We start from the raw sequence: 25,856 nt of genomic DNA, 5'->3' as shown, positions 1-25,856 counted from the left end.
CATCCGTGAACTTCCAGCTTGTCTGAAACTACCAAGAATCAGTTGCCTTAGTAATTCTATGCGTTGTATGTTGAGAGTCGACCTCGTAACTATAATTAAATATTTTTTAGCCATCTAAAATTTATTGTTATTTAGAGCTAGGTATTGGCGCAGCATTTGTTCTGGACTCTTTCGCCATTTCTTCTTCAAATGCTTGCTGATAGGTTCGTGGGTCAATTCTTATGCCGTATCTTTTAGCTAATTCTTCGGCACTTATAATTGTTGCAGCTCCTACAAAATCTGAAGGATAAGGTTCAATTCTACGTTCTTTTCTAAAACGATTAATAGATTCACGAACACTGTCAGATAAAGTTTTCATATATTTAGCACTAAGCTCTAATCCCTTTGCATCCCATTGTTTTGCTTTATAATCGTACTCCAATCTTCCTAGCAAAAATTCATGCAATTCTTTTCCATTAAAAACGTAAGCTTGGTAAGTGCCTTCACCAGCCCCACCTGGACCAAATTTAACAATGCCATATTGTCCAATTTCATCAATTTTTCCCAGATAAAAGCCATTGGGATTTAATGTGAGTAATGTGGTAAATACCGAACTTCCTTCTTTACGTTCGAGCGGACGAACAAATTCATAACCTCTATTAATTGTCTTATAAAGATAAAATACATTTCCTTGTTTACCATCTCGGTCTAGTGTTGAGGAAATAAGAACTTCTTTTTTTCCATCTTTATTTAAATCCACATCGTAACGATATAACACATCACTGGAATAATAGTGTCGATCTGCTCTTCCCCAAACATTATTTTCAGCTTGATTTAAATAATCTACTATTGGATCAACTACAAGAGCTTGACATAGATGATTTATCATCATGCATAATGTAAAAATATAAAATTTTTTCATAAATTACTCCACTGTTGGTTGTTCGTGCTCCCATTCATCTTTGATAACTTTTTCAGTATACTTATTGATGTTGTCATAAAACTTCCATCTTTGGCCGGAAGGCTTTGAAGGGTCAAATTGCCAAGGAGAACGAATATTTTTAATTACTCCATAATCATCTTTACTTGGGCATGGAGGTATTCCTTGGGCACCATTATAAAGAACAATCGTTCCAAGTTCTATAAGAGTAAAATCACTCAAGCTAATTTTCCACTTTTCGGGTGGTTCCTCCCATTTAGGATCGTCTTTCCACAAATTACGAATCCATTTAATGAATCTTTCAGCATTATCTTTTTTTTTCATCTAATTTTTCAATGGCGGCATAAGTATTTTCTTTCCAGTTATATGTTTCTTTTGTTGTTGTGAATCCATCTTCACTTGAGCGATCAATTTGAAAGATTCCCCAACCATCTGGTGGGCCAAGATTTGGTTGCTCTTTAGGTGGATCATTAGCGTTAAACTGATTATAAACATGATCGCTAGTCGTCCCATGGCTCTCGTGTTGCGCTATAGCCCAAGCGTATTTATGAATTCCTTGTTTTGACACAATATGCCCCTTCGCCTCTGCATCCTTGGGATTCTTGCCGCGGATTTTAAATTGGAAATTGCAATTAAGAATTGTTTTCAAATCATCTTTCCCAAGATGGTGAAAAACCCATTCTTTTTAAATCATTTTGTGAGTAAGTTTTGATTTTTAAATCAGCTCTATTCACATTTGTAGCATTGCCAAAATATTTTTCATAAAGAGCTCTATCTCTTTCCAAATTAGCGTTAATAGCAGCAATCTCTTTGCTAATAATTTTATCCTTCTTAAGTTGATAACACTGCAAAACGCCTTCACGATTTCCTGCTCGGAAATAAGTCACAAGTCCATGTTCTTTTAACTGATCCACATAGCCCACATAGAAGGCCTTTGAATGAAAAGTGATGTAATTATTTTCATCATCCCCTTTGATTCGCTTATAGCCGCCAGCTACGGGAATATAAATTGTCCAATAATTTCCGTAGGCTTTTCCACCATGACCATTTGCAGTAAAAAGCAGCTCATCTTTTCCGTCACCATTGATATCTGTTGCTAACTCTTTTATTCCAAATCTGATAGGTTGATTGAGTTGTCTATTTTCATCTGCTTCAATTACAATTTTAATCATATCATCACGTTCTGAATCTTTCGTTTCTACATAATTTTTTAAAGCGTTTTTAACGATTTCAGCTTTTACAAAAACTAAGTTGAAAAGAAAAAAATTTATCAAAACAATAAATTTTAAATAATTATTTTTATTCATATTAATTTCCCTTGTATTCTTTCATAACTTTATTGATATAGGGTTCGTTCGAATTCGGAGCATTTGGCGGTGAAAACCCCCAACGTTGTCCAGGTAGATTATTAGGATAAAATGGTAAGATTTGTGCTCGTGACTTGCCACCACCGCCATTGTAAAGAGTAATCGCTAAAGCATGTCGTCCTGAAACCCCGATCCCTTCAACAGAGAAAATTTGAGGCTCTTCCCAAGCTGGGTTATTTTTTAATCCATCAATATAGCTATCCCCATAATCTTTTTTCTGATCTAGCTCTTCTATTGCTACGGTATTGTTTTCCTTCCAACTATAAACTTGTTTTGTGTCTACGTATATTCCTCCATCAGTGTCATCACGTTGAAAAATTCCCCATCCATTAGGAGGTCCAAAATTTGGTTGTTCTTTCGGAGGGTCACTAGCATTATTAAACTGATTATAAATTTGGTTTCCCTGGCGGCTTTCATGTTTTGCTATTGCCCACGCATACCAAAATTGTCCTTGGTGATTTTCTATATAATTTTTCGCCTCATCATCCTTGGGATTCTTGCCTCTGATTTTGAATTCAAATTTTTGTTCTGGGCCGAGATATTTATTTTGAGCGTCTTTGATGTGATAATAAAGCGTGCACTTACCGCCGACGAATTCAGTCTTACCCGTAAAAGAATCATAAATCTTCCAAGGCTCGCTCATAGGAATTTCGATGGTTCCGTCTTCAGGAATATTCATATCATCTTTGGTATTGCGTTCGGGGCGTTCCGTCTTAATTTCCATGCGCCATTCCACCATCATACCCGGAAAAGAACCTTTGCCAATGCGCGCTTCTAACTTTGGCATTTGCGGTTTGCCAGTGATGTAAGCCACGTTATCCGGCCCTTGGGCTTTAATGATTTTTTCTTCACTTTCTCCCATATCTGTTGTGTCTTGGGAAGTGGGGCGATTGAGTTGTTTTAATTCCACCGGCAGCATCACGACGGCTTTTGGTGCGCCATCCATGATAGCTTGACCCGCAATAGCGCCGTCATTATTGATATCGTTGGCCAAGGCAATCTGCCAACCACTATCTTCGGGAAGAGTTTGAGTCACGGGAAACTTTTCATAAACTTGCGATTCAGGATTTTTGCGAAACATAAAGGCATTGCCTTGAGAATCATTAATGAGCGTTTCCTCTTTATCATTAACACTGGTGGCGTAGCCCGCACCCAAAGCAAAATTCACGCCTCCATTGATCAACCGAGCATAACCGGATTTTTCTCCGGCTACCTGACCTTGAGCGTTTAAAGCAAAGCCCGCATCCAAATTAATTACTTGAGCCGAAGCGCCCAAGCCCGCCCAAAAATGACAATTCTCCACTGTCTGATTGCCCTGCACCGTATCATACCAACCGGCCACAAAAGCGCCTTGAGCATTGACACTAAAAGCCTCATCACCATCAGTCCAATAACCATAACTGGGGTCGAAATTAACCCTTTGCCCCACACTCGGTGACCAAAGCATGGGCACAGCATCATAATAATAAGTTGTGGCCTCCTGATATTCATTATACACATCATAATACCAATAAGTATACTGCCACTGAGCTATCGCAAAACCTAGCGTCTGACGCGAATCATTCAAAGCATAAGCCCGTTTGTAAACCAAACTCTCATAAGAATAATCCAACAGATTTTTCATCTTCAAAAGCCCATCAGGAGCTTTGGGCGAACCCCATTCCCCAAGCTCAATCTGCTCACCACTCTCCAAATTCACAATCGTAGAATCGCCCTCACCATTATCCATTGGCGAAAGCAAAATATCGCCTCCTCCATTCAAATCATAAACCCTATTACCTGGCCAATAATCGACTTGCCCTTTATGAAGAGTAAAATAACTAGCCCCTTGCCTCCCCACCAAATCACCCACCTCATTAACCTTCAATCCCATTCCTTCCAACCCAAAATCAACCACCGCATAACTCGGGACATCATCGGGATTAGGCGGCGGATTGGGATCCAAAGGATCCGTCCCATCCTGAGCCTCCTGACCATTAGACACCCCATCCCCATCGGCATCATCATCCGCCCCTTGCTGCTCCAAATCACCCCACAACACCACCTCCACACCATCATCCAACCCATCATTATCCTCATCCACCCAATTCGGAGGCTTAGGCTTCCACTTATCCAGGTCAAAACTGAAAACAAACTTCAACTGACCCTGATTCACCAAAGCAAAATTCGCATCATCATCCTTATTAGTCGTCCAAGGATAACTATTGGTATACCCTTCCTGGATCAACCGATCATAAAAAAACTGAGCAACATATTTTAACTGACCCTGATTCACCGGCGCATAATTGCCATTGGTCAAAGAAAAACTCTCCACCAAATCCAAACAATCCCCCGCGCCATTAGGGAGCTTCTCCTCCAACTCCAAAGCCGCTTGAAAAGCCACATGCTTGAGCTGTCCCACATTCACCGGTCCATAATTGTCAGCAGCCAAATTGGTATCAATCACCCCGCGCGTAATCCACCATTGGGGAACCGCAGCGGCACTAACCAAACTGACAAACAAAAAAACCAAACACCATTGCACCGCGGAGGTCGCAGAGAGCGCGGAGAAAATCTTTAAAACTTGAGACTTCATTTACTTAAAAACCTTAAACTTTTTCCTTCTTTGTTTTCTCCCCGCCTGCAACGCTTGAGCGTAGCGATTGCAGGAAGGTCTGCCAAACTCTGCGTTCTCTGCGGTTAATAATAGCTGTTCCCTTTCCATCCAAATTGCCGTTAATTGTCATATCAGCAGCATGAAAATTTCTCATTGAAAAAATAAAACCACAAAAAAGAATGATTTGTTTTTTCATGTTTTTCCTGAGTTGAAAGTGAAGCGCACAAAGAAAATTGGCAAGAAGAAAAAGTATAAAAATTAACTATAAGTAATTCTTATACAATGTATTAGATTTTCTAATAGTTGCTCTTTGAAACGTATGACACAGAGAGTTAAGGAGTTAAGGAAAAGCTTAAAAACAATTATCAAGCCTTTCATTCCCCTCGATTCGGTCTCCTGTCATCCTCGGGCTTGACCTGGGGATCCAGGGGAATAAAGAATGGATTCCCGATCGAGTCGGGAATGGCAAGAGGTTTTTTCTTAGCTATATAAAAGATAATTAAAGAACTTCGGACAGTTGTAGAGCTAGCCAGAGGATAACAGGAAATGGAGGCTAACCGCTTGATTGCTTTCTGGCTAAAGGTTAATTTTTTTGTCAGGATGAAGGGGATGGTTTCCATTCAAATGGTTAATGTGAGTAAGCGTTACACTACGAGTTGGCGTGGGGCAAAGGTGGAGGCGTTACGCGATTTGAATTTGGAGGTGAAGGCGGGTGAGGTGTTTGGGTTGTTAGGGCCAAATGGTTCGGGAAAAAGCACGACGTTAAAAATTATTTTGGGGTTGGTTGAGGCGACTTCAGGTCAGGTTCAAGTGTTGGGAAGTTCGATTCGGCGTCTTGCTACGCGTCAACGCATTGGATTTTTGCCGGAAAGTCCTTATTTTTATCGTTTTTTAACAGGTGAAGAGTTGCTTTATTTTTGTGGACGATTGTGTGGGGTTCCCAAAACGAAATTGTCGCGAAGGGTGGATGAGTTGCTTGTTTTAGTGGGGTTGGAGAAGGGGGCCAGGCGTGCGCTGAATACTTATTCTAAAGGCATGTTGCAGCGCATTGGTTTAGCTCAAGCTTTGGTGCATGATCCGGAGTTGGTGTTGTTGGATGAGCCGACGGCTGGAGTGGATCCATTGGGGTCGCGTGATATCAAGGATTTGATTTTAAGATTAAAACAAGCGGGCAAAACGGTTGTGTTATCGTCACATTGGTTGGATCAAGTGGAGGAGGTTTGTGATCGAGTGGCGATTTTGCATGAGGGTCAAAAGGTTTTGGAAGGTGATTTAAAAGATTTGTTGGCGATCAAGGATGAGACGCAATTGGTTGTTAAACATTTTCAAAAGGAACGAGAGTCAGAAGTGCGTCGCGCGCTGGAACAGTTGCATGTAGAATGGGTTGAAGCCAAAAGTGTGAAGCGCGATTTGGAAAGTTTATTTGTGGAGAGGGTGTCAAAGTGATCACACGTGTTTGGTTGCTGGCAAAAGTGACGCTTTGGGAGGCGCTTCGACATCGTGTGCTAAATGTTTTGTTGTTGTTTGCGTTGGCCATTATTGGGACGGCTAATTTTTTTAGTCAGTTAAGTTTCGATGAGCAGCTTAAGTTTGTGAAAGATTTTTCTTTTGGCGCGATGACGCTCATTGGCGTGTTGATGGCTGTGGTGTCAATGGCGCAATTGTTGCCGCAGGAGGTTGAAAATCGCACGTTGTTTACCATTCTTTCTAAACCGGTTCGGCGATGGGAATTTTTGGCGGGGAAATTTTTGGGCATGGCGTTGACGTTGTTGTTGGCGTTGGTGGTGATGGCTTTGGTGTTTGGCGCGGTTTTGAAATTGCAGGAAAAGAATTTGGAACAGCAAATTTTGCAACAAATGCAAGAGACGGTTTCGTTGGAGGAAAAAGCGGAGGCGCGCGAGACTTTGCAGAAAATTCAAGCAGAAGTGCGCGATCCTTATTTGTTCGTGGCGTTTGGGATGATTTATGGGCGTTGGTTGTTGGTTGCAGCGGTAGCGTTGTTGATTTCGACGTTTTCCACTTCGATGTTGTTTACGGTGGTGATGACGATGATGGTTTATGTGATTGGTCATTTGCAGTCGACGGCTCGAGAGATGTGGTGGCATGGGTCAGTTGGGCTAAGCGCAATCACAAAAGGAATTCTTGTTGTTGTGAGTGTGTTTTTTCCTGATTTTCAGATGTTGAGTGGTGTAGATAATATTGTGGTGGGCACGGTGCCGAGTGGTTTGGATTTGTTTTATATTTTGAGTTATGTTGTTCTTTATGTTGGTGTGGCTGTGGGAGCGGCTTGTTTGATTTTTTCTCAACGGGAATGGTGAGATGAAGGAGATCTCGCACAATATTTTTTATAAAAAAAGCTATTGGTTGGTTGCTATTTTGCTGTGGATTTCATGGGGTGTCGGAAAATTGTTTTTAGAAAAAAAAGTGGCGCATGAGTTGACGCCTTCGCTGAATCTGCGAGTGAGTGAACAGATGGGGCAGGATGCGGTTTTGGCATTGTTTAGCGGGTTTCGAAGTGTGTTAGCGGATGGACTTTGGTTGCGAGCCAATTATCAATTTGAGCAGCAACAATGGTTGCCTATGCGAGAAAACATGGAGTTGGTTTGTTTGTTGCAACCGCGGTCCATCTTTTTTTGGGAGATGGCGGCTTGGCATTTAGCATGGAATATGAGTCATGCAGCGCGTTATGATTTGAAGGAGCCTAGCTTGGCAAAGCGATTGAAGGCGGAGCAATCTTATATTCTTGCCGGACGAAAATTATTGGATCGGGGGTTGAAAAATATTCCAGATCGTTACGAGTTGTGGGCAGCGCGAGGTTTTTTACGAGCTGAAAAGCAAAAGGATTACGAGGGCGCTGCGGAGGACTTTTTAAAAGCCGCAACTTTTCCTGACGCGCCCGCTTACGTTTTTCGGCAAGTGGCGTATAATTTGGAGCGAGCGAAGAAGTGGCAGGAAGCTTATGCTTTTTGGCTAAAAGTTTGGCGTTCGTTTCCTGATAAAAGCGCTACACCTGAAATGCGTTGGGATCGCGTGCAAGCGCATATCGAGCGTTTGGAGGAAAAATTGCATATCCCTCAGCAGCAAAAATTATTCCCTGAAAATTAAAAAATCTTTTCAAGGTCGCAAAATGAGAAGATAATGGCATTTGAGCTATGAGATATGGCATCTTTGGGGATATCCACGGAAATTTAGAGGCTTTAGAGGCCGTTTTGTTTGATATGCAAGATCAAGGCGTAACGCATCCGCTTTGCTTGGGAGATATCGTGGGTTATGGCGCGGATCCTGTGGCGTGCATGGAGTGGGTGCAACAGTTGAATTGTCCGATTGTTAAGGGAAATCATGATGAAGAAGCCGCGAACGATGGATCTCTGGAGCATTTTAGCGAGCGGGCTGCTATCGCGATGCAATGGACACGGGATCAGTTATCATCGGAACAAAGAAAATTTTTGAAAGAGTTGCGTTATCGTCGCCAGATGGGAGATTTTATTTTGGTGCACGCGTCTTTAGATTCGCCAGGGCAATGGAGTTATATTAATAACGCGTTGGAAGCAGCGGCTAGTTTTAATTATCAAATCGATCCGCTTTGTTTTATTGGTCATACGCATGTGCCACAAGTTTTTGTAAAAAATGCTGAAATTGACGCGATAGAATTTTCTACGTTTACAGTAGAACCCAAACGCAAATATTTGGTGAACGCGGGTAGTGTTGGACAGCCGCGCGATGGCGATTGGCGAGCATCTTATGTGATTTATGACGAGGAAGCGCGCACAGTTGAACTACGTCGAGTGGCCTACGATTTGGCTAAATCCCAAGCAAAAATTGTTGCTGTGGGATTGCCAGAAAGTTTAGCAGATCGTTTGGCTGAAGGGAGATAGATGCGAGTTTTGCTCATTAAACCGAGCAGTTTCGGTGATGTGATTCATGCGCTTCCGATTGCAACGGCTTTGGCGCGTCATCCTGGAGTTGAAGCTGTGGATTGGGTGATTAACCGAGAATATGCGAGTTTGTTGAAAAATAATCCTTATGTGCGAAAGGTTATTGTTTTTCCTCGTAAGGAATGGGGGATCGGAACGTTGCGAAATTTTTTATCGCAACTGCGAGAGGATTTTTATGAGTGGGTTATCGATTTGCAGGGGCTTTTGCGTTCCGGTTTGATTGCCGCCGCCGCTCGGGGGTATCGCAAAATCGGGATGAGCGATTGTCGTGAAGGAGCCGGTTTTTTTTATCAAGAAAAGGCGCCCATTACTTCTGGGCATGCGATTGCGCGTTATCGGCAAGTGCTCAATTTTTTAGGTGTGGCTTGTGACACGTTGGAATTTCCTTTGCCTAAAGGCACTGAGACAATGAAAAATGTTCCAGAATCTTTTGTTTTGGTGCATCCGTTTTCGCGTTGGCCAACAAAAGTATTGCCGAAGGATTTGGTTTCGTCTTTAGCTAGACGATTGGCACCGCAGAAATTAGTCGTGGTAGGCCAAGGCGAACCTTTCCATATTGCTGAAACTTTGGATTTAACGAATCAAACGAACTTTGAGCAGTTACTTGATTTGATGCGACGAGCGCAGGCGGTGATTTCTTCCGATTCTGGTCCGATGCATGTTGCCGCGGCGTTGGGAAAACCTTTAATTGCTTTGTTTGGACCCACGAGCCCGGAAAAGACAGGGCCTTGGACGACGAATTCGCGAGTATTACAACTGGATTTGTCGTGTATTCCTTGCTTTTCGCGGAATTGTCAGATTGCAGAAACGCAAGCTTGTTTGCGCCGAATAACTGTGGAAAATGTGTTGCAAGCCTTGGGCGATGTGGTGTCTGGTTAGGTCGAATTAACCAATTCCGCAAGAGGAATGTGTGATTGGGGCGTTTAGCTTTCACGAACTTCGCTCTTGTTGCCGAATAGAACCTGGGATAAAAGAGAAAGATGAAGTGTTGGGTCTGGATTATTTGTTTTTTGGGTTTTGCAACGGTTGCACAAAGTCAGGTGCAGTTGCAGATCGTGCGACCACGGGTGAATTATCTTTTATATGAACCCATTGTTTTGGAGATCGTGGTTAAAAACGAAAGTGGAAAAACTTTAAAGTTTCAGGAGCAGGGCGGACAAAGTTGGTTGCGATTTTTGGTGAAACGTTCCAATGGACTGTTAGCGCGAAAAGCGCGCGATTTTTCGTTGCCCCCTTTGACTCTTGAGCCTGGTGATGAGGCAAAATTTAAATTCGATTTGGTGCCTTATTATCAAATTCGTGAAATTGATTCTTATGAAGTTTCTGCTGTTTTGCAATCGCCCGATGGTGAGGGCGATTTGATTTCGCCGAAGGTTGTTTTTAGTGTGATTAAAGGAAGGGCGATTTGGTCAGAACAACGAGGTATGCCGGGCTCTAATGAGCGTCGCACATTTAGTTTGATTGCTAATTTGATCGAAGATCGAGTGACGCTGTATGCGCAAATAGAGAGTGAAGATAATAATGCTGTGTTGATGTGTAAACCGTTAGGTTTTTTGATGTCGGGTCAAGATCCGGAAACTGAGATAGAAGGGGGTGAAAAATGGCATATTTTATTTCGAACCGGTGCGGAACAGTTTCGCTATTTTGAATTTGGGGTGGATGGAGAAATGTTACACCAAGAAGATTATGCGAGTGTTGAAACGCGACCACGTTTAGTCAATATTGGCGGTGCATTTCGTGTGATTGGAGGCGTGAATGCGGAGCAAATGCGAGGGGAAACTTTGTCTGAAGCTCAACCCGCTGCTGTGACTCGTCCTGGTGGATAAGCTTCGTGAAATGCCACGCCGCCGAAACAATAAGATCGAACAGAAATGCGTTCGAAACCAGCCTCTGACAGTTCTTGGTTCAATTCTAATTTATTAGGAAATTGAGAGATGGATTCGCTTAAATAGCGATAGGCTTCGGTGTCCGCTCCCAATAAATTGGCAAATCGAGGAAGGATTTGGTTCAGATAAAAGAAGTAAAATGGAGCGAGAAGTCGAACGGGTTGAGAAAATTCTAGAATCAATAATTTTCCAGTATCTTTCAATACACGTAGAGCCTCTAAGAAAAATTTTTTTCTATCATCCAAATTTCTTAATCCAAATGCAATAGTAATGACGTCTACAGAATGATCGCGGCATGGTAATTCCATAACATTGGCTAAGCAAAGGTTTGAAAGGCCTTTCTTTTTGGCTTGTTCCAGCATGGGTTGGCTAAAATCCACACCCCAAGCCATGCCTCCATAAGGGATTGAAGCGTAATGGAGGGCTTGAAGGACATCGCCTGTTCCAGTGGCTAAATCTAAAATAATCGCAGGGTTTTCGCAAATTGCGGCTTGGACTAAATGTTTTCGCCATCGAATGTCTTGTCCTAAACTGAGGAAACGATTGAAAAAATCGTAGCGCGAAGCAATTCTTCCAAACATCGTTTGAATTTGATTCGGAGTTTGGAGGCAGTCCGAAGAATCTTCGGATGGGGGAGAGGTTGGAATAGGGCTCAAGAAGATTTTTGATAGAAATTTTCTACTCGTTGCGCGACGTCGCGATAACCATAATCCACTTCGTAGATTTGTTTGAAAGCGTTGATTGATTTTTCTGGTTGCTTCATTTCTTCGTAGATTAAACCGAGATGATAAAGAATGTTTTTCTTCATATCATCCATACTCAAAACTTCTGAAGACGCTTCCTCCAAACGCTTTGCTGCGATATCGAGCTGTCCTTTGGTTTTAAAACAAAGGCTTAATAAAAACATGGCGTTTAAACGTGCATTAGGTTGGCGCAATGCCGCTTGAAGTTCAGGAATGGCGCCGCCCACATCGCCGGCCTGATAAAGCGCTTCGCCCAATTCAAATCGGAATTGAAGATCGTTAGGATATTTGATGACTCGATTGCGGGCTTCTTGTAGCACTAAGTCCGCTCGTTGCTTTTCACAAGTTTCCAAGGTAGCTTGATGCGTTTTGATTTCTGGATCGTTCGGATTCGTTGCAATAAACGTTTTCCATTGTTGGATGAGATCGTCGTATTGTTTTAAACGCACTTCATACATGATCTTTTCCAAACCCGGATCAGTTTTTCCCGAAAGATCGTAAGCATACTGATAGTAAGCGAGGGCGTTGGTGTGATCATTTTTTTGTCGATAAAGATCGGCGATGCGACGAGCGTGAAGAATGTTTTTGGGTTCAGCTTGGTGTTTAGCGTAATGTTCTGCGATCAGTTGGTCGATAGCTTCTTCTGATTTCGTGATTTTACTTTCCTGTTCTAATTTTAATGCTGTGTCTTTGTCGGCCAAAACGTCTCGATAAGAACCCGCGCTGGCCCAACCTTTTTGCAACGTGCCAATAGCTTCTGCATTTTTTAAATTGCTCAAAGCCTCTCCGTCATTAGGTTTGATATTCAAAATGGCAGCATAAACGTCTCGCGCTTTTGGATTTTTGGCTTCCAAATAAAGTCGACCTAAAGCGTGAAGATTTTTAATATCCTGAGGATTGGCGCGTTGTAAGGTTTCATGAGCTAAACAGGCTACTTCAGACATGTCCATAGTTTTAGCGATTTGGCTGAGAAGTTCATTGGCCTGTTTATTAAAAGGGTCGGTAGATAAAACCTGTTCCACAACGGCTAAGGCTTCTTCAGGATTTTTTTTGGCAGCAGATTGTGCTTTTAATAACTGGGGCGCTGACGCAACCGAACCTAAACCCATAAAACCGCCCTTGGCGGAACCATGTTTTTTAATGCTAATATCTCGGAGCAATTGACGTCCGGCTAAATAGCGCGGCGCTTCTTTGACGAGTTGTAGCAACAGCGTGATTGCATATTCTAAATTGTTGCGTTCGTAAGCAACTCGAGCGCGTTTTAAAGTTTCTAACTGACCAGCATTAAGTTCGGTTTCTTGGACAACTGCCATAATAATATATTTTGTTTTGATTTTTTCCGGGGTCAATATCTTTTCGACATGAGGATTGACTTGTTCTTTGAAATGTTTACAGCGAAATAGATGGCCAAGCAAATCATTGTTTCAGAGAAAGTCATGCCTGCAGTAGGGCCTTACTCTCAAGGCGTGGCATGGGATAAGCTCATTTTTTTAGCTGGACAAATTCCCGTGAGCAAAGAGACGGGGAAATTGGTCGAGGGCGATATTCGGGCGCAAACACGTCAAGTGCTGGAAAATATTACAGCTTTGCTTGAAAGTGCCGGCTCTTCGATGGAGCGTGTTTTAAAAGCCACAGTTTTCCTGGTTGATTTGACTCAATTTGCTGCCATGAACGAAGTGTATCGCGATTATTTTTCTAAAGAGCCGCCTGCTCGTTCCACTATTCAAGTGGTTGCTTTACCTTTGGGCGCTCAAGTGGAAATTGAAGTTATCGCTTATCGAGATTGAAGTTTTTCCCATAAAAATTCAGCAATATCAAGCGATGCTCGAGGTCGGCTTAAGCGACTAATGTTTTGACGAAGCTCTTGCCAACGTTGAGCACGATTAGCGAATATTTCATTTACACACTGGCTAATAGTTTCGGGTTGAGCGGCAAAATAGCCCGCGTCATAACGTCGCAATAATTCAAAATTTCCTTCTTCCTGTCCCGGCACCACTTGGTTTACGATCATGGGACATTGTGCCGCGATGGCTTCTTGAGTTGTTGCGCCGCCTGCTTTACTAAGAACGACATGGTGCGTTCGCAGCAAACGCGGAATTTCTGGTGTCCAACCCAAAATTTGACAACGATTATCATGTCTTTCACAGAGTTTTTGAAATGATTTCCTTAGAGATGAATGTTTGCCACAGGTAATTGTCATTTCTAGATGGTCATGTTGTAGTAATTTTTGAACAACCTGCAGAGCTTGGCGGTGACGGGAGTTAATCATAAAAAGCAGCCGTTTTTTTTCCGAAGGAGGCTCAAGATTTTGTAATTGTGAAAAAACTAGTGAGACTGGAAAACCTAATGCTTGCAATGATTCGATTTTCACACCGCGTCGTTGCAATAAATCAGCTGTAAGAGAATTTGGCACAAAAAAGTAGTCGCAAGGTGTTCGATGCCAAATAGAATTGACGGTGATGGAATCCGTTACAATCGCAACATTCAAAAAAGGGAGTGGCTTGGAATTTAAACAATCTCGTAATAAGATAGGATAAGTGGGATAAACTGAAATGATAAGATCGGGCTGGAACGCATTTAAAATTTTTTTAAAAGCGCTCCGCATAATTCCTGGAGATGCAGTAAAATTTTGCAGGGTAGCGGATCTATCGAGCCAGTAATATAAAACATCCCAAACTTGGGGCAAATAATTTACGATGGATAAATAGGCGTTTCTTGTTGCGTCATTTAAAAATCCGTAGCAGTTTGCAAATAAGTCATGCACGATAACTTGAACTTGATTCGGATAGAGATGTTCAAAAGCAGCTTGTAAATTGCGCGCCGCCGCATTGTGTCCTTCACCAAACGCAGCTGTTAAAATTAAAATGCGTTTCACAATGTTATTGCTTTAAGCTTTTAGCAAGGCTTCCGCCAAAGCGCGAGATGAAGCATGGCTACCGCCTAACATACGAGCGAGTTCTTCGATTCGCTCTTTGTCGTTTAGGACTTGTAGTTCGGTGACGGTTCGTTGTTGGCGAGTTTGCTTGGAAATCGCAATATGTTGATTGCCTAGTGCTGCGACTTGAGGAAGGTGGGTGATGCAAAAAATTTGGTGATGCGCGCTCAGTGCTTTTAGTTTTTGCCCCACGCGTGTGCCAATTTCTCCACCTACATTGGCGTCCACTTCATCGAAAATTAACAAAGGCACTTGATCTTGTTCCGCTAATGAGGTTTTAATCGCCAGCATTACCCGTGCCATTTCTCCACTCGAGGCGATTGCGCGCAAAGGTTTTTCGCCTTCTCCCATGTTGGGAGCAAATAAAAATTCTATAGCATCCAAACCGTGTGAAGCAGGGTGATCGGTTGGGGTAGAGGTCACAGTAAAGAGCGCTTTTTTGAAGCCCAACTCTTGCAATTGTTTGGTAATGGCTTGACTCAATTTCTCTGATGCTTTTTTGCGGGCTTGACTTAGTTTTTTAGCTGAAGCGCGATAAGTAACCTCCGTTTCCTTCATTTCTTTTTGAGATTTTTCCAAAATTTCATCCCGTTTTGTGATACGATTCAAACGTTCGCGCCCTTCTCGAGCGCGAGTCAACACTTCGATTAAGCTTCCGCCATATTTTCGTTTTAAAGATTGAATTAAATTGTAGCGTGATTCCATTTCTGCTGCTTGTTGAGGATCTAAATCTAATCGATCTTGATAAGAACTCAACTCGCGCGCCCATTCTTGCAAGGCGCTTTGAGCTGTGTGCGCATAATCTTGAAGGTTCTGAGTTTCGCCATCCAACGTTATCAGTTGTGAAAGCAACCGTTCAGCCTGACCGAGTTGATTAATCGCGCTATTTTCGTTTTCATCTAAAATAATTTGCAGTTGTTGCGTGAGTTGTAATAGTTTTTGAAAATTGTGAATGCGATCCATTTGTGGCGCCAAAATTTCTTCCTCATTTTCTTGCAAGTGCGCTTTTTCGATTTCTTCTACTTGAAAGGTTAAAAGAGAGATTTCTTGATCTGAGGTTTGTATTTCTTGTTTTAACTGTTCATAGGTTTTTACAGCATTGTTCCAGCACTGCCAAGTTTGCTGGGTGCTAGAGGTAAATGAATCCAAATGCCCGTAGGCATCCAGCAATTCGCGTTGTGTATCGTTGGAAAGTAAAGATTGATGATCGTGGGGGCCATGCATGTCAGCGAGATGATCGCCGATTTGTTTTAATAATTGTAATGAAACAGCGGAATGATTGATGAATTGGCGATTTTGGCCATTAGCTAGAAGCGAGCGTTTCATGGTTAAAACTCCTTCTTCGCAAGGTTCCACTCCTGATTTTTCCAGTAAATGGTTGATGGTTTTTAACAAATCGGGATTGGTAGCGAGATCCCAAACCGCTTCTACCGTAGCCGATTCTGTGCCGGAGCGAATTAAGGTCTTATCCGCGCGTTCGCCAAGCACGAGCGAGATGGCATCAATCACAATCGATTTGCCAGCGCCTGTTTCGCCTGTCAAAGCGGTAAAGCCTATGGGCACTTCCCATAGAATCGATTCGATCAAAGCCAGATTTTTAATGTGCAAGGTTTGCAGCATGACGGTTAGCTTGGTTTTAACAGAAGCGGGGAAATTTTTCCACTTTTCACTTTTCTAGAATAAGGCAACAATGAAATCGAACTTTTAATGAATTCATGAAGCTAACGTTTCTGGGCACTGGCACTTCTCAAGGCATTCCGATGATTGGATGCGATTGTTCGGTTTGCACTTCCAATGATCCCTGTGATAAGCGCACGCGTTCTTCCATTTATTTGGAAACGGAACAAGGCTGCGTGCTGGTTGATACGACGCCCGATTTGCGTCAACAGCTTTTGCGGGAAAAAATTAATCGAGTCGATGCGGTAGTTTATACGCACGCGCATGCCGACCATATTTTGGGTATGGACGATCTTCGCCGTTTTTGTGAAATGGAAAATCGCGCGATGCCATTGTATGGTAGCCGCGAAGCCTTAGAAACGTTAAGTCGGGTTTTCTTTTACGCGTTCAATGGTGAAAATCGCTTTAAGGGTTACGTGCATCCCGAACCGCATGCGGTTCAAGGCCCGTTTGAATTATGCGGCTTAACATGGAATCCGTTGGAGGTGCCGCATGGCAAGGTTCGCACTTGGGGATATCGTGTGGATTATCAAGGTGTGCCAAAATTAGCTTATTTTAGTGATTGCAAATCTCTTCCAGAATCGGTGATTTCTCAAATTCAACAAATTCCTTATTTGATTTTAGATGGGTTGCGTTTTAAATCGCATCCGACTCATTTAAGTTTGCCGGAAGCGATTGAGACGGCACGGCAAGTTGGCGCCCATGCGACTTATTTTACTCATTTGGCTCACGCTATTTCTCATGCGGAAGTGGGAGAAACTTTGCCGTCGAAAATGTTTTTAGCTCATGACGGGTTGAAACTGGAAATTTTGTAATATGGCTCATTTGATCGGACTCACGGGCGGGTTGGGATGTGGTAAAAGCACGGCAGCTAAGTTGTTGAGTGAAATGGGTTGGCATGTGATTGATACCGATGAAATTGCGCGTGAAATTGTCATACCCGGAAAACCGGCCTGGGAAAAAATTAAAACTCTTTTTGGAGAAAATTATTTTCATGCAGATGGGACATTGAATCGCGCTAAACTTGCTGAAACGATATTTCATGATGCGAAGCGGTTGTCGGAGCTTAATGCTATTTTGCATCCCATTATTCGCGAAGAATGGAAAAGACAATCAGAGAAATTGTTAGCGCAAGACCAGGATGTGCTGGTGGTGATTCCCTTGCTTTATGAGACGGAGGCGGAAACAGAATTTGAAAAAGTTATTGCGATTGGCTGTTCCGAAAGTGTGGTGCGATCTCGTATTAGTGCGCGCGGTTGGAGTGAAGATCAGATCACAGCTCGGTTGCGTGCTCAATGGCCACTTGATAGAAAAATGCAAAAGGCTGATATTGCTATTTGGAATGATGGGGATACTGAATTATTGAAAAAACAGCTTTCCGCAGTAATAAAGAAATTTTGGTAAAAAGCTTTTAAGAGTCTATTTGTAAGTAGACTCTGTTTGAATATGGCCATCCGCTTTTTTAACGATCAATTGACTGTGTCCCAAATCCCGCGCGATTTGTCGAGCAGCAGATATGACTCGGGCTTTATTATTATTGATGATAATACGTTCTCCATTCCCTCGCATTTTTGCCTCCCAACCTCCTCCCCGGCTGGGCTTCACTTCAATAATGGTTCTTTTCATATCTATAAAATAAGTAGCATGACCCCTTAGTCAATGAAGGGCTCCAAAAGAAGTTTGCTTAAGTGAACGTCCTTCTTTATTTTAACAATTCATGACGGGCTGTAGCGTAGCTTGGCTAGCGCGCGTGGTTCGGGTCCACGAGGTCGTGAGTTCAAATCTCACCAGCCCGAGGTTTCTTATTTTGGATTTACATTTTGCAAAGTAAAAAAACAGGTCGGCGTTACGTAGGTAGTTGCGAGAATTTGCAGCGACGATTTCTTCAGCACAATACAGGTCAATCTGTATCCACTCGTCATGGGATTTCGTGGAGGCTAATATATATATCGAGAGTCTTTCAACACTCGAGCTGAGGCAAATGGCTGGAGACTAATTTATTTGATTTGAACCTCAGAAAAAACATTAGTCTGTAAATAACTGCCAGCATTAGTTCCTTGTGTCCCAACTAATTTAAGCACTAAGTTAATTGGGCCTTGGGTTAAATTTTGACCTGTTCTATTTTTCTTTGTGTTCAATTTATATTTAACACCTTGTGTCTTGAGCAATTTCCCCTTTTTCAACTCTTTTAAGGTTGCCGCAACAAAAGTTAAATTGGTCGGAATATTAGTGCCACTAAAAGCTGCAACAGACGCTTCAGTTACAGTGTTAGTGGTGACAACGTTTGCTTTGACTTTGAATCCTTTAGAGCCTTTATATTTAAGAACTTTACCCGATTTAGGCTTTTTCACATCAATCTTAAATTCGGTTAAGTTGAATTGATTGGTTTGTCCCGAAAAATTTAAAATCACATCATCAATGGCTATTCCATGCTCAAAGTTTGCATTGGGATCAAAAGAGTTCATCCAGCGAATCCAAAAAGTTTGTCCTGGTGGAATGGATACACCATCAAGGTTAAAAGAAAGTGACGCACTATTATTCGGATTATTCCCGTCAAGAGCCATAAAGCTCATTGAATTTTGAGGACTCGTAAAATTAAGATTGGTCAATGCAATCCAACCAATATTATTAGTGTTGTTGGGAAAGTCATTACCACCAATTCGATAAAAAAACTCTAAGGTTTGCTGAACAGTATCGGAATCTCTCCATTGCTCTCCTTTATAGGCAATTTGGATATTTGTAACAGTGCTAGAGGAGTTATTGGTAAAACCTGCACCTATGAAGATAGCGAGTATATTGCCGTCAGGACGGGCACCCAAGGCTCGATCTACGCTTAAAAATGAACCATAATTATAGAATAACCCTAGGTTTGAATTATTTCCATCATCAGCCACTAAATTGGTCACAATACCATTTTCTTGAGCCGCGAACCATCCGGGCAAAATAGAATCATTACTCCAGGGCACATCATTGGTTCCAAAAGAATCAAAAGTTTGGTTATAACTAAATGGAACAGAGTTAATAGATTCTAGTCCATAAACTATGCCTTTGAATTCTGTTAACAGGCTTACAAAAAGTAAAACACTAAGAATTATATTTTTCACTATTTACCTCGCAATTTAATCGATTAAAGACAATTTAATTACAAGGAAAATTATTTTTGGCAAGCCAAACTCTCATGGCAAGTGCGCTCTCTAACTTTCTATTGCTTTATCTTTGGGCACTACAAGATGGTTGTAGTAATAAATTTTTTAAAAAAATATTGCGTAGTTAAATGACTACGTATATATTTTGTAGTCAAATAGCTACATAATGAATTTAAGACGAGATGTATTTCAAGCCATTGCAGACCCAACCAGAAGGGCGATACTTTTGCTGGTTGCTTCGCAATCCATGACCGCCGGATCCATTGCGGCAAACTTTGACACAGCTAGGCCGACTGTTTCAAAGCATTTGCAAATACTCACCGAGTGCCAATTACTTAAACAAAAACAAAACGGTCGAGAAATTTACTATTATTTTAATGCTAAAAAGATGAAAGAGGTGGCCAACTTTATTGAGCCATTTCGCAGGTTGTGGGAAGATCGTTTCAATAAATTAGAAATGGTTATGAAAAAATATAAAAACAAATAGTATGGAACAAAAAACAAAAATTCATGCGGAAGAGGGTAAACAGGATTTAGTGATAACAAGGGAATTTGATTTGCCATTGGAATTGCTTTTTAAAGCCTATGTAGAACCTGAAATGGTTGAGCAATGGATGGGGACGAAAGTGCTGAAACTTGAAAATAAAAAGCACGGCAGCTATCAATTTGAAACTACTGATCCTCATGGAAACAAGCATAAGTTCAATGGGACGATCCATGAGTTTAATCCGAATCGGAAAATCACTCGGACATTTGAAATGGAAAATACGCCCTTTGAAGTTCAACTTGAGTTCTTGGAATTTGAAAAGCTCACCGACAGTACCAGTAAGCTAACTATGCATATTGTATATCGATCTATTGCGCTCAGGGATCAAATGTTGCAATTGCCTTTTGCTCAGGGAATCAATATGGCACATGACCGTCTGCAAGACATGGCAAGCAAATTAAAGTAAAACATACTATGACAAATGCGATTCGACGTTCGATTTTACGATGGGTTCATCTTATTCTGAGCATTCCGATATTGGGTTATATTTATGAACCAGCTTCGGAAGTTCAACAGTATGCTGCTGGTGTTCGGTTTATTTTTGTTCCTGTCATGCTCTTTTCTGGATATTGCATGTACGCTGGCATAATTTTTGCTATTATTGGTGTGGCGGCATGGCTCGGTGCTTATTGCTTTTTTGGATTTGGACCGGCTCTCTTGAGTCAGGTTGTATTATTTATTGCGAGGAAGATTGGGCTGATAATTCTTGCGCGACGTTCCAAGCGCACGAGTTGAACTATTTAAAACTATAAAAATATGAAGAATAATAAAAAGGAATTGCCATCAAAACAACGTGAAGAACTTCTCAAAATATTAAAAACTCGTTTTGAGAAAAACATGAGCCGCCATAAGGGTTTGGAATGGGCTAAGGTGCAAGTGAGATTAGAGGCCCATTCTAAAAAATTGTGGTCGCTTAATGAAATGGAGCAGACGGGTGGTGAGCCGGATGTGGTTGGTCACGATAAAAAGACGGGTGAATATATCTTTTTTGATTGTTCGCCGGAAAGTCCGAAAGGTCGCACTAGTATTTGTTACGATCGTGAAGCGTTGGAATCGAGGAAGGAGCATAAACCAGAAAATAGTGTTATGGATATGGCAGAGGCAATGGGTGTTGAGCTTTTAACCGAAGAACAATATCTGGATCTACAAAAGCTCGGCAATTTTGATACGAAAACCTCGAGTTGGGTGAAAACACCTGATGATATTAGAAAACTTGGTGGTGCGCTTTATTGTGATCGTCGCTACGGCCGGGTTTTCGTGGGTCATAACGGTGCGCAATCTTACTATAGTGCCAGGGGATTTCGTGGGGCGCTACGGGTTTAAACTTTAAGTTGTTTTACCTTGCTTTGCATTCATTTATTTTCTTCAAGTAATTGTTCTGCCCAATAAAAAATCTCTTTGAAGCGTTTTTTTAAATTTTTTTCAGTCAATCGCGGAAACTTGGAATCGATTAAAATGTAGTCGCCACCTTTTTTGATTCGAACTTGATCTTCTACAATTTCTAAACTGCTAGCAACATGTTCACTGCAGAGAATTTTAAGGCGTGTGTATTGCAACAAATTTTCTACCGCTTCAGGCAATCTTCCAAAGCGATCTTCCCATGTTTTTCGGGTGGTTTTCCATTCTTGAAAGTTCGAAATTTCAGCCAATTCTCGGTAGGCTTCGATGCGGAGGCCGGGTTCGGGTAAAAAAGAAATGGGTAAATAGGCGGGTAGTTGATCCGTCGATTTTTCGGATTCGTTGAGATTGAGGAAATCAATGGTAATCGACACATCGCGTCGAAAAATGGGCTTGCCGGTTTTGAGTTGTTCGATGGCCATTTTTAAAAGTTGGCAATACAATTCAAATCCAATGGCGGCAATGTGACCGCTTTGTTGCGTGCCCAAAAGATTGCCCGCGCCTCGAATTTCCAAATCGCGCATGGCGATTTTGAATCCTGCGCCAAGATGAGAATACTGTTTGATCGCGCTGGTTCTGCGACGTGCTTCACCCGTTATCAACAGTTCGCGTGGCAACAAAAGATAGGCGTATGCTTTGTGTTGACCGCGTCCCACACGCCCGCGAAGTTGGTAAAGATCAGCTAAACCGAATCGATCAGCTCGATCAATAATAATGGTGTTGGCATTAGGAATATCTAATCCACTTTCGATAATAGTGGTGGAAACGAGCACGTCAGCTTTGCCTTCAACAAAAGCGAGCATGACTTGTTCCAGCTCATTTTCTTTCATCTGACCGTGTCCCACGATGACTTTAATGCCTGGAATGAGTCGTTGGATTTTTAATGCCATGCGTTCGATGCTTTCCACGCGGTTGTGAAGAAAGAAAACTTGCCCGTCGCGAGCCAGTTCGCGTTGAATAGCGTCGCGAATAAGTCGTTCATCATAAGGTGCGATGGCGGTTTCTACGGGCACGCGACCGGGCGGTGGTGTTTCAATCGTGCTCATATCACGCGCTCCCATGAGAGCGAGGTAAAGTGTCCGAGGAATGGGGGTGGCAGAAAGTGTCAAAATATCGATTTGGCGAAATCGTTCTTTCAAAGTCTCTTTATGTTTGACGCCAAACCGTTGTTCTTCATCGACCACGAGCAAGCCTATATCTTTGAATTTCACATCGAGGGATAGCAAGCGATGTGTGCCTACTACGATGTCAACTTCGCCTTTTGCTAAATCGTTTACTATTTTTTTCTGAGCAGTTAGTGAGGCAAAGCGGCTTAAGATTTCGATTTTGACCGGATAATCTGCCATGCGTTCACGCAAAGTATTACCATGTTGTTGAGCTAAAACGGTAGTGGGACAAAGAAACGCCACTTGTTTTCCTGACATGACCGCCTTGAAAGCGGCTCGAATCGCCACTTCCGTTTTTCCAAAACCTACGTCACCACAAATCAAACGATCCATAGCTGTGGGATTTTCCATGTCCTGTTTACTCGCTTCAATCGCGAGTAATTGATCGGAGGTTTCTTGATAAATAAAACTGGCTTCGAATTCGCGTTGCCATTCGGTGTCGGGAGGAAAACTGTAGCTGGGATGGATCTGTCTTTCCGCTTGGATTTGCAAGAGTTTGGCGGCGTAATCGAAAATAGCGCGATTCGCAGCGATTTTGGCTCGCTCCCAGCGATTGCCACCTAGGCTGTCCAGAGTGGGTTTTTTTCGGCTTACTCCCACATAGCGACTAATCAAGTAAGCTTGATTCAAAGGCACATAAAGTTTGGCGCCTTCAGCGTATTCTAAAATAATGACTTCTTGTTCTTGGTTTTCATGCAAAGCAAAATGTTTTAGTCCGCAAAAGCGACCGATGCCATGTTGAGCATGGACCACATAATCGCCGATTTCCCATTCTTCAGGAGTCGTGTGACGCGATTGCGCTAATAAACTCGTGCGCTCTCGCAAACGGAAAGAACGAACCTGACGATAACGGCCGAAGATTTCGGCATCGGTCAAAATTGCGAGTTTTGCTTCGGGCACCGTAAAGCCTTGATTCAGATGGCCGATCGAAAAAATAATAGCGCGCGTGATTGATTTTTTTTGTTCCTCTAAAATTTCTTTAAGTCGCTGGGTTTCACCTTCGTTATGGCAAAAGATAATCATTCGCCAATCTTCATTTGTCCATTGTTGCAGATGTTCCAAAAGATTGGCGCGACGCTGTTCCTGAAGAAGAAGATCGGCACTGCTTTTTTTTAGGAAATCATGAGAAAAGCCGGTGGGTGGCGGAGAGGAAGGTAGGGTTTCTTGTGTGCTATCGAGGATAAAACTTTTTTTATTTTCCTGAAATAAATAGTCATAAAGTGTGGCTTCTGCTGGAGCTTCTTGAAGGTTGGCCAAGAAAAAATTGAGCGAACTGATGTCGCGCAGCTTGAGTTGATCATGAATTGAAAATTCGCGCATGGAATCGATTTCATCGCCAAAAAATTCAATGCGCACAGGATCTTCCGAGTGATAAGGGTAAATGTCTAAAATACCGCCGCGTTGCGCAAATTGGCCTTGTTGATCGATGCGAGTTACTCGCAAAAACCCGGTTTGCGTTAATTGTTCTTGTAAACGGGTTAAAGAAAGTGATTGGCCCACTTTCAAGATTTGTTGGCGCTCCTTTAACCAGGCAGGCGAAGGAAGTTTTTGTTCCAATGCTTCGGTTAATGTTAAAATAATTAAAGGCTCGGATGAAGAGTTGGAGCGCATCAGCAACCTTTGCAAGGTGCGATAACGTTGCGCGATAAAGTCGGGGTCAGGTGTGACCGATTCTCCGATCTCCAACCAGGGAAAAAGTTGCACGACTCGTTTATTCAACCAAACTTCTAAATGGGCGGCTAACTCTTCCATTTCTTTAAACCGACGACAAATCACCAAGCAAACTTGGGGTCGATAAGTTACCAAAGAAGCAATCAAATAAGCTTGATAGGGCAGCGGTTCATAGCCCAAAGGGTAGACCTCTCCCGCCAACACCGAGTGACTCCATTCTTTTACTCTCGGGTTGTGATGCAAAATCGAATCTTGATCAGCTAGCACGTCAATCGGAAAGGTAGCAAATTTTTATGAAAATAAAAATCGGATAAATCAGGGATGGCTGTATCAAAGGCTAGAGAAATATCAGATTTACACTCCTGAGTTAAATTCAGGAGCATTTTCATTGCAAGATGCGGTTGATTATGCAAATTTTTTCGGTCGAAATCATTATTTTATGGCAAATTCTTATCAAGTTGTGGTCATCGGGGGAGGCCCTGGAGGGTATGTTGCAGCGATTCGCGCGGCACAACTCGGTTTTAAAACGGCGCTCATTGAAAAATCGAAAACTTTAGGCGGCACTTGCTTAAATATTGGATGCATTCCTAGTAAGGCGTTGTTGGCTTCAACGGAGCATTTTCATTTTGCACAACATCGTTTTGCTGCGCATGGCATTCAGAGTTCGGGTTTTAAAATGGAAATCCCTACTTTGATGAAGCGCAAAGAGGAGGTGGTGAAGGGGCTAACGAAGGGGATCGATTTTTTGATGAAGAAAAATAAGATCGATCGAATCACGGGTTTTGGTCGATTGGTGAATGGCACGACGATTGAGGTGGATGAGGATGGAAAAAAATCGCAAATCACTTCGGATAAAATTATTTTGGCTACGGGTAGTGAGCCGATTGAGTTGCCGTTTTTAAAATTTGATGGGGATCGAGTGTTGAATAGCACGCATGCTTTAGCTTTAAAAGAGGCACCCAAGTCTCTATTGGTGATTGGCGGGGGAGCGATTGGTTTGGAGTTGGGTTTAGTGTGGAGTCGCTTGGGTGCGAAAGTCACGGTGGTTGAGTTTTTACCTCGAATTGCAACGGGTTTTGACGTTGAGGCTGCGACTTTATTGCAGCGCATTTTTACTAAGCAAGGATTTACGTTTCATTTGGAAACGAAAGTAACCCAGGCCAAAGTTACTAAAGATAAAGTAGTTTTGGATGCCGAACAAAAGGGCAAAGCGCTGACGCTGGAAGCGGAAAAAGTTTTGGTTGCGGTTGGGCGTCGGCCTTATTTAGAAGGGTTAGGTTTGGAAAAAGCAGGCGTTGCGTTGACGGAAAGAGGGCGGGTGAAAGTGAATGAACATTGGCAAACATCGGTGCCAAGTGTTTATGCAATTGGAGATATTATTGATGGGCCGATGTTGGCGCACAAAGCTGAGGATGAAGGTGTAGCTGTCGCGGAACATTTGGCAGGTAAGCCGGGTCACGTGAATTATGATTTGATTCCAGGCGTGATTTATACATCTCCCGAAGTTGCAAGCGTGGGGTTGACTGAGGAACAGGCGAAAGAGAAAAAAATTGAGTATCGCGTCGGAAAATTTCCTTTTATGGCCAATGGTCGGGCATTGGCAAGCGACACGACGGATGGATTTGCAAAGATTATTGCGGATGCAAAAACGGATCGTGTTTTAGGGGTTCACATTGTGGCTTCTAATGCTTCCGAGCTAATTGCTTCGGCTGTGTTGTTGATGGAGTTTGGTGGTAGTTCAGAAGATTTAGCGCGCACAATTCATGCTCATCCCAGCATGTCTGAAGCAGTTAAAGAAGCGGCTTTGGGGGTGGCGGGTCGAGCGATTCATTCTTAGCTGTAATTAATTTACAGCAAGCAATTAACAATC

The 25,856-nt window shown here is 42.5% G+C and carries 28 protein-coding genes and 1 tRNA gene; 16 read left to right on the top strand and 13 right to left on the bottom strand.

Annotated features, from left to right (window positions below; genetic code table 11):
• Positions 1-127: 127 nt before the first annotated feature.
• Genes K1X66_01830 through K1X66_01805 form a run of 6 tightly spaced genes read right to left on the bottom strand, consistent with a single transcriptional unit; the run spans position 128 to position 5,078 of the window.
• Positions 128-901, bottom strand: a complete 774-nt coding sequence (locus tag K1X66_01830) for a hypothetical protein (protein MBX7157115.1) — start codon at positions 899-901, stop codon at positions 128-130.
• 3 nt (positions 902-904) lie between these two features.
• The gene (locus K1X66_01825) at positions 905-1,243 is read right to left on the bottom strand and encodes a hypothetical protein (protein MBX7157114.1); all 339 of its coding nucleotides are present in this window, start codon (positions 1,241-1,243) and stop codon (positions 905-907) included.
• A complete protein-coding gene (locus K1X66_01820) occupies positions 1,227-1,568 on the bottom strand; it encodes a hypothetical protein (GenBank protein MBX7157113.1) in 342 nt (113 codons plus the stop codon). Before K1X66_01820 ends, K1X66_01825 begins: the two co-directional genes overlap by 17 nt.
• A gap of 1 nt (position 1,569) precedes the next feature.
• A complete protein-coding gene (locus K1X66_01815; protein MBX7157112.1) occupies positions 1,570-2,226 on the bottom strand; it encodes a hypothetical protein in 657 nt (218 codons plus the stop codon).
• Position 2,227: 1 nt separating this feature from the next.
• A complete protein-coding gene (locus tag K1X66_01810) occupies positions 2,228-4,861 on the bottom strand; it encodes a hypothetical protein (protein MBX7157111.1) in 2,634 nt (877 codons plus the stop codon).
• Positions 4,862-4,874: 13 nt separating this feature from the next.
• The gene (locus tag K1X66_01805) at positions 4,875-5,078 is read right to left on the bottom strand and encodes a hypothetical protein (protein ID MBX7157110.1); all 204 of its coding nucleotides are present in this window, start codon (positions 5,076-5,078) and stop codon (positions 4,875-4,877) included.
• 404 nt (positions 5,079-5,482) lie between these two features.
• Between K1X66_01805 and K1X66_01800 the strand changes: the two genes are divergently transcribed.
• The 6 genes from K1X66_01800 (at position 5,483) to K1X66_01775 (ending at position 10,643) form a co-directional block, all read left to right on the top strand.
• Positions 5,483-6,328: an ABC transporter ATP-binding protein gene (locus K1X66_01800; GenBank protein ID MBX7157109.1), complete on the top strand. Its 846-nt coding sequence runs from the start codon at positions 5,483-5,485 to the stop codon at positions 6,326-6,328.
• The gene (locus K1X66_01795) at positions 6,325-7,200 is read left to right on the top strand and encodes an ABC transporter permease (GenBank protein MBX7157108.1); all 876 of its coding nucleotides are present in this window, start codon (positions 6,325-6,327) and stop codon (positions 7,198-7,200) included. The genes K1X66_01800 and K1X66_01795 overlap by 4 nt, the downstream gene beginning before the upstream one ends.
• Position 7,201: 1 nt before the next feature.
• On the top strand, positions 7,202-7,987 hold the full coding sequence (locus K1X66_01790; GenBank protein MBX7157107.1) for a hypothetical protein: 786 nt from the start codon (positions 7,202-7,204) through the stop codon (positions 7,985-7,987).
• A 47-nt stretch (positions 7,988-8,034) separates the two neighbouring features.
• Positions 8,035-8,757: a metallophosphatase family protein gene (locus tag K1X66_01785; GenBank protein MBX7157106.1), complete on the top strand. Its 723-nt coding sequence runs from the start codon at positions 8,035-8,037 to the stop codon at positions 8,755-8,757.
• Entirely contained in the window at positions 8,758-9,696 is a 939-nt protein-coding gene (locus K1X66_01780) for a glycosyltransferase family 9 protein (GenBank protein MBX7157105.1), read from the top strand.
• Between the two features lie 101 nt (positions 9,697-9,797).
• A complete protein-coding gene (locus K1X66_01775) occupies positions 9,798-10,643 on the top strand; it encodes a hypothetical protein (protein MBX7157104.1) in 846 nt (281 codons plus the stop codon).
• Here K1X66_01775 and K1X66_01770 read toward each other — a convergent pair.
• Positions 10,610-11,359, bottom strand: a complete 750-nt coding sequence (locus K1X66_01770; GenBank protein ID MBX7157103.1) for a ubiquinone/menaquinone biosynthesis methyltransferase — start codon at positions 11,357-11,359, stop codon at positions 10,610-10,612. The two genes, K1X66_01775 and K1X66_01770, sit on opposite strands and share 34 nt — an antisense overlap.
• The gene (locus tag K1X66_01765) at positions 11,356-12,759 is read right to left on the bottom strand and encodes a tetratricopeptide repeat protein (protein MBX7157102.1); all 1,404 of its coding nucleotides are present in this window, start codon (positions 12,757-12,759) and stop codon (positions 11,356-11,358) included. Before K1X66_01765 ends, K1X66_01770 begins: the two co-directional genes overlap by 4 nt.
• Positions 12,760-12,849: 90 nt before the next feature.
• Here K1X66_01765 and K1X66_01760 point away from each other — a divergent pair, with 90 nt between their 5' ends.
• The gene (locus K1X66_01760; GenBank protein MBX7157101.1) at positions 12,850-13,233 is read left to right on the top strand and encodes a Rid family detoxifying hydrolase; all 384 of its coding nucleotides are present in this window, start codon (positions 12,850-12,852) and stop codon (positions 13,231-13,233) included.
• Here K1X66_01760 and K1X66_01755 read toward each other — a convergent pair.
• On the bottom strand, positions 13,221-14,321 hold the full coding sequence (locus K1X66_01755) for a galactosyldiacylglycerol synthase (protein ID MBX7157100.1): 1,101 nt from the start codon (positions 14,319-14,321) through the stop codon (positions 13,221-13,223). The genes K1X66_01760 and K1X66_01755 overlap by 13 nt on opposite strands.
• 12 nt (positions 14,322-14,333) lie before the next feature.
• Positions 14,334-16,001 carry a DNA repair protein RecN gene (recN, locus tag K1X66_01750; GenBank protein MBX7157099.1) on the bottom strand — a complete coding sequence of 556 codons (1,668 nt, stop codon included), beginning with the start codon at positions 15,999-16,001 and terminating at the stop codon, positions 14,334-14,336.
• Positions 16,002-16,096: 95 nt separating this feature from the next.
• Between recN and K1X66_01745 the strand changes: the two genes are divergently transcribed.
• Positions 16,097-16,873 (top strand): MBL fold metallo-hydrolase, encoded by a 777-nt coding sequence (locus tag K1X66_01745; GenBank protein ID MBX7157098.1) that lies wholly within the window; start codon positions 16,097-16,099, stop codon positions 16,871-16,873.
• Position 16,874: 1 nt separating this feature from the next.
• Complete coding sequence (gene coaE, locus K1X66_01740) at positions 16,875-17,462, top strand: dephospho-CoA kinase (protein ID MBX7157097.1); 588 nt, start codon at positions 16,875-16,877, stop codon at positions 17,460-17,462.
• A gap of 15 nt (positions 17,463-17,477) precedes the next feature.
• On the opposite strand, the gene K1X66_01735 is transcribed toward coaE, so the two are convergent.
• The gene (locus K1X66_01735; protein MBX7157096.1) at positions 17,478-17,684 is read right to left on the bottom strand and encodes a DUF2188 domain-containing protein; all 207 of its coding nucleotides are present in this window, start codon (positions 17,682-17,684) and stop codon (positions 17,478-17,480) included.
• A gap of 95 nt (positions 17,685-17,779) precedes the next feature.
• On the opposite strand from K1X66_01735, the gene K1X66_01730 reads away from it, so the two are divergent.
• Together K1X66_01730 and K1X66_01725 are read left to right on the top strand one after the other, a co-directional pair.
• A tRNA-Pro gene (locus K1X66_01730) sits at positions 17,780-17,854 on the top strand.
• Between the two features lie 24 nt (positions 17,855-17,878).
• On the top strand, positions 17,879-18,034 hold the full coding sequence (locus tag K1X66_01725) for a GIY-YIG nuclease family protein (GenBank protein ID MBX7157095.1): 156 nt from the start codon (positions 17,879-17,881) through the stop codon (positions 18,032-18,034).
• A 21-nt stretch (positions 18,035-18,055) separates the two neighbouring features.
• Here the strand turns inward: K1X66_01725 and K1X66_01720 are convergent, their stop codons facing one another.
• A complete protein-coding gene (locus K1X66_01720; protein MBX7157094.1) occupies positions 18,056-19,162 on the bottom strand; it encodes a hypothetical protein in 1,107 nt (368 codons plus the stop codon).
• Positions 19,163-19,370: 208 nt separating this feature from the next.
• Between K1X66_01720 and K1X66_01715 the strand changes: the two genes are divergently transcribed.
• The 4 genes from K1X66_01715 to K1X66_01700 are packed head-to-tail and all read left to right on the top strand — an operon-like array spanning position 19,371 to position 21,074.
• The gene (locus K1X66_01715) at positions 19,371-19,691 is read left to right on the top strand and encodes a metalloregulator ArsR/SmtB family transcription factor (GenBank protein ID MBX7157093.1); all 321 of its coding nucleotides are present in this window, start codon (positions 19,371-19,373) and stop codon (positions 19,689-19,691) included.
• A gap of 1 nt (position 19,692) precedes the next feature.
• Positions 19,693-20,157, top strand: a complete 465-nt coding sequence (locus tag K1X66_01710) for an SRPBCC domain-containing protein (protein ID MBX7157092.1) — start codon at positions 19,693-19,695, stop codon at positions 20,155-20,157.
• 8 nt (positions 20,158-20,165) lie between these two features.
• Positions 20,166-20,486: a hypothetical protein gene (locus tag K1X66_01705; GenBank protein MBX7157091.1), complete on the top strand. Its 321-nt coding sequence runs from the start codon at positions 20,166-20,168 to the stop codon at positions 20,484-20,486.
• 21 nt (positions 20,487-20,507) lie between these two features.
• A complete protein-coding gene (locus K1X66_01700; GenBank protein ID MBX7157090.1) occupies positions 20,508-21,074 on the top strand; it encodes a DUF4256 domain-containing protein in 567 nt (188 codons plus the stop codon).
• 29 nt (positions 21,075-21,103) lie between these two features.
• On the opposite strand, the gene mfd is transcribed toward K1X66_01700, so the two are convergent.
• On the bottom strand, positions 21,104-24,253 hold the full coding sequence (gene mfd / locus K1X66_01695; protein ID MBX7157089.1) for a transcription-repair coupling factor: 3,150 nt from the start codon (positions 24,251-24,253) through the stop codon (positions 21,104-21,106).
• Positions 24,254-24,425: 172 nt separating this feature from the next.
• On the opposite strand from mfd, the gene lpdA reads away from it, so the two are divergent.
• Positions 24,426-25,823 carry a dihydrolipoyl dehydrogenase gene (gene lpdA / locus K1X66_01690; protein MBX7157088.1) on the top strand — a complete coding sequence of 466 codons (1,398 nt, stop codon included), beginning with the start codon at positions 24,426-24,428 and terminating at the stop codon, positions 25,821-25,823.
• Positions 25,824-25,856 lie beyond the last annotated feature (33 nt).

Source organism: Verrucomicrobiia bacterium, from assembly GCA_019694135.1.
Taxonomy (GTDB): domain Bacteria; phylum Verrucomicrobiota; class Verrucomicrobiia; order JADLBR01; family JAIBCM01; genus JAIBCM01.
The sequence above is the reverse complement of the archived record's forward strand: the minus strand, read 5'-3'. Positions and strand labels throughout refer to the sequence as shown.